At 37.4% G+C, this 4,333-nt stretch carries 3 protein-coding genes; 2 read left to right on the top strand and 1 reads right to left on the bottom strand.

The features are described from left to right. The coding region (locus R3333_RS12715) for a VOC family protein (RefSeq protein ID WP_318959151.1) at nt 1-807 on the top strand (807 nt) is incomplete at its 5' end. A gap of 71 nt (nt 808-878) precedes the next feature. Here R3333_RS12715 and R3333_RS12710 read toward each other — a convergent pair. After that, nucleotides 879-2,795 carry a M1 family metallopeptidase gene (locus tag R3333_RS12710; RefSeq protein WP_318959150.1) on the bottom strand — a complete coding sequence of 639 codons (1,917 nt, stop codon included), beginning with the start codon at nt 2,793-2,795 and terminating at the stop codon, nt 879-881. A 189-nt stretch (nt 2,796-2,984) separates the two neighbouring features. Here R3333_RS12710 and R3333_RS12705 point away from each other — a divergent pair. Further along, nucleotides 2,985-4,333 (top strand): peptide MFS transporter (locus R3333_RS12705; RefSeq protein WP_318959149.1); only part of this gene is annotated, 1,349 nt, incomplete at its 3' end.

Raw genomic sequence — 4,333 nt, 5'->3', positions numbered from 1 at the left:
GAAGCCGCTCGCTTTTATACAGAATATTTACATAATGTGCAGCTCATTAGTGAGAGTCCGTTTTTAATAGGTCTTAGCATAGATGGAACGCGAGTGACTTTAATGAATGGAGAAGGAGTTGATAAGAAATCACCTTCTTTTTCTTTTTATTACCTCTTTGAAACAGAGCAAGAATTTGATAGGGTCTACCAAAAATTTATTGAGGAGGGAAAAATATTGATGCCTTTAGACCAATATCCATGGTCGGAAAAGTATACATGGGTCGAAGATAAATTTGGGGTGACTTGGCAATTAGCCCTTGGTAACTTGGAATTGGTAAATCAGAGAGTTTCTCCTTTTTTAACCTTTTCAGGTGATAACTTTGGAAGGGGAGAGCAAGCGCTAAATTTGTACCAGTCCCTATTTGAAGATTTTCAATCAGGAGGTATTTTGAAATATGATGCGCAATCAGGAAAGGACAGCGAAGGTAAAATTCAACATACTCAATTCCGAATAAATGATACAATGGTCATGTTGTCTGAAAATCCTGAAAGTCATACCTGGAATTTTTCTGAGGGAGCCTCATTTATGCTTTTGTGTGATACGCAGGAAGAGATAGATTTTTTCTGGAATGAATTGTCAACAGGAGGTGAAGAAATGAGATGTGGATGGCTTATTGATCAGTTTGGAGTATCCTGGCAAATTATCCCTTCTGTTCTCGGTGATTTATTACAAGACCAAAGTAGAATTGAAGCCGTCAGCGAGGCTTTTTTAGGAATGAAGAAAATAGATATTGATACCTTAACCCTAGCAGGTGTGGAGGTCTAGCATAAAAAAAGCGCCCAACCAAGGCGCTTTTTTAAGTTAATTTTGAAAACAATTCTAAGAAGAAAGTCAGTTTAGATAGCTAACATTTCTCTTAGTGTTGTAGCTGATACGGCGTGGTAGTTGTTTTTCGCTTTTTCAAATATCTCCAAAGCAAACTCTTTATTTAATCCTTCGTGTTTTCCAGCTATTAAAGCTTCGTATAAAGGTTCTAAAAACTTTCTTCTTCCAACCTTCATTAAGAAAGCTTCCAATTCGTCTTTTACAGGTGTATAACCTGTTTTAATCGCTAATCCAAACCATTCTTCTGCAATTTCTGCATTTCCCCAGTGTGTAAAATCACATTGGTCATCAAGGCTTGCCATTAAAGTAGTATCAATCTCTTGTTGGTCCAAGGTTCTTAAGAAAGCTAACCATTCTTGCATTACATAGGTATCGCGGTTTAATGCATTTAATTTTTCTGCATTCCCAGCTGCAATCGCTTTGGCATTCTCCTCAGCCTTCACAAAACGATCTGAAGTGATTTCCTTACAATTGTTGGGCAAACCATTTTCATAAATCCATTCTTCTGTATTAAATGAAATATTTGCTGGTCCTAAAAGTTCCTTGTTTAAGTAAGCAATAAAGTCTTCCGTTGTTAGGGTTTGGAATTTATGCGTATCGAAATATTTGTTTAAGAAAATATCGAAAGCTTCTCTTCCTACCGTATCTTCAAGTGTTTTCAAGAAAAAAGCTCCTTTAACGTAAGCGATGTCAGTCATACCATCATCTGGTCTACGGTTTTCTAAATCTAATTTTAGACGTGTATCTTCTGGATGTTCACTCGTGGCCATTTTTTCCAAGGTGTGTTTCAATTCTTGGAATTCAACAAGAGAAAGCATATCCGCAATTTCTTGTCCGTAAATGGCTTCCATAATTCTGTTTTCGAAATACACGGTAAACCCTTCATTTAACCAGAAGTCATCCCAAGATGCGTTGGTTACTAGGTTTCCTGACCAGCTGTGGGCCAATTCGTGGGCAATAACTGAAGTAGAACTTCTGTCACCTGCAATCAAGGTTGGGTTAGCAAAAGTTAAACGTGGATTCTCCATTCCTCCAAATGGGAAAGAGTAAGGTAATACTAGAACATCGTACACTTCCCACTGGTATTTACCATATAAAGCTTCAGCGGCATCTATCATTTTAGGAAGATCAGCGAATTCATATTTAACAGCTTCTAATAAACTAGGTTCTGAGTATACTCCGCAGTTTTCTCCTAAGGAAGCATAAGCAATATCTCCAACGGCCAAAGCAATCAAGTAACAAGGAACGGCTTGTTCCATTTCAAAGTGATATTTTCCCTCTGCGTTTTTCTCCGTTGGATTGGTAGCACTCATTAACGCGATTAAATCTTTTGGAACCGTTAAATCTGCACTATACGTTATTCTGTTGGCAGGTGTGTCTTGGATAGGAATCCATGTTCTCGTTAAAATGGCCTGACCTTGTGTATATAAAAAAGGATGTACTTTACCTTCTGTCATTGCAGGAGCCAACCAGTCTAAAGCGTTCGACGCCTCAGTAGTTTTGTAGTAGATATTAATCTGTGTTGTGCTATCGGCAATTTTTACGGCTAAAGGAGCACCTTGTTCCCCCTTTTCTTCACCAATGATATAGTCCGTTTCGATTTCCTTTTCTTTTCCTAAGGTAACGCGTTGAATATCTAATCCAGAAACATCAAAAATTGCTGTGTCTGTTCCATTATTCGTCATTGTATGACGTGCAACACCGAAAATTATCTTGTCGTTAAAGTCAACTTCTAAATCTAAGTGAAGGTGATCTGTTTTGATCTCTGAAATGTTGGCATAAGAGTGTGCGTCTCCATTTTCCTGAGCTTGAACTTCTAATTTCTGTTGGGGCTGAACAGCCTCTTCTTTCGCGGGTAAAATATCCTTGCAAGAGAAGGTTAAAAGACTTAGAAAGAGTAGGGTGTAAAGTTTTGTATTTAACGTCATATTCTCGGAAAATTTGTGCAAAAATAAGAACTTAATTTAAGGGATGAAACAAAACGATATACTTAGTTTGGGTATAGAAATGAATGGTCAATTTTATATTTAATCGGTAGTTTGGGTGAATACCCCAGTAAAAATGCCTCAAATCACAATTTTTGATTATTTTCACGACCCTAATAAAACTAGAAATTCATGAGTATGGAAGGAAAACATTCAAGAGAATTGTTTGGTCATCCAATCGGTTTATACATCTTATTCTTCACTGAAATGTGGGAGAGATTCTCCTATTATGGGATGAGAGCCATTTTGGTAATTTATATGATTGCAACTGCTAGCGATTCTAACGGACCTGGTTTAGGTTGGACAGAAGCGGAAGCATTGAAATTGTACGGTTGGTATGTTATGTTGGTATATGTAGTTTCTATACCCGGAGGTATTATAGCGGATAAATTACTAGGACAAAAGAAAACAGTAATGCTCGGAGCCATAATTCTGTGTTTAGGTCATGGTACATTGGCTGTAGAAGCAGAGTGGGCCTTCTTTACAGGTTTAGGACTTATTGTATTAGGTGTAGGTTGTTTAAAACCGAACATTTCAACTATGGTTGGAGGTCTATACAAACCTGGTGATATTCGTAGAGATAAAGGATTCAGTATATTTTACATAGGAATAAACCTTGGTTCATTACTTGCAACTTCAACAGTAGGAGCTGTAGTTGCTGTATGGGGATGGCATGCAGGGTTTGGGTTAGCTGGAATAGCCATGTTATTCGGATTGTTAGTGTATGTCTTTGGCCAAAAGTATATTGCTGAAGTTGGTAATAAACCTGTAAAATCAGAAGATAATGATGATGTTTCTTTACCGCAGCTTTACATGAATTTATTAAAATCGCCGAAACACTTATTAATCGTGGGGGTATTACTTATTTTCTCCGTGTATTTTGGATTTACATATGAGGAAGTTGATAGATGGGGATATGGAGCCTTGTTTATTTTCTTGTCTTTAGTGATCGGATTGATAATGATGATTTACAAAAGTTTGGAAGAGCGAATCATGCGAGATAGATTACTTGTATTGTTACTTTCATTCTTATTGGTGATTGTTTTCTGGGGAGCCTTCGAACAAGCTGGTGGATTAATGAGTATTTATACAGAGAACAAAACGGATAGAGTATTGTGGGGGTACGAAATTCCCACACCTATGTTCCAAGGTTTAAATGCCGGATTTATCCTTTTGTTTGCGGTGGCCGTAGCAAATTTCTGGGCGAGAAGGAAACTGAAAAACAAAGAAGCTTCTTCTTTATTCAAAATGGCTATAGGAACCGTAATTATGGGACTAGGTTTTGTATTCATGATTTTTGCTGCTAAGGAATATAATGCAAATGGAAGTTCTTCCATGATTTGGTTAATACTAGCTTACTTGTTCCACACAATAGGTGAGTTAAGCTTATCTCCAGTGTCGTTATCCTTTATCACGAAACTAGCACCCGTAAAGTATGCTTCTTTATTAATGGGTCTTTATTTTGCAGCGACTGGTTTAGG

It is taken from the genome of Lishizhenia sp. (genome assembly GCF_033720595.1).
Classification (GTDB): Bacteria; Bacteroidota; Bacteroidia; order Flavobacteriales_D; family Crocinitomicaceae; genus Lishizhenia.
This window is presented reverse-complemented; position numbering and strand designations above follow the sequence as displayed.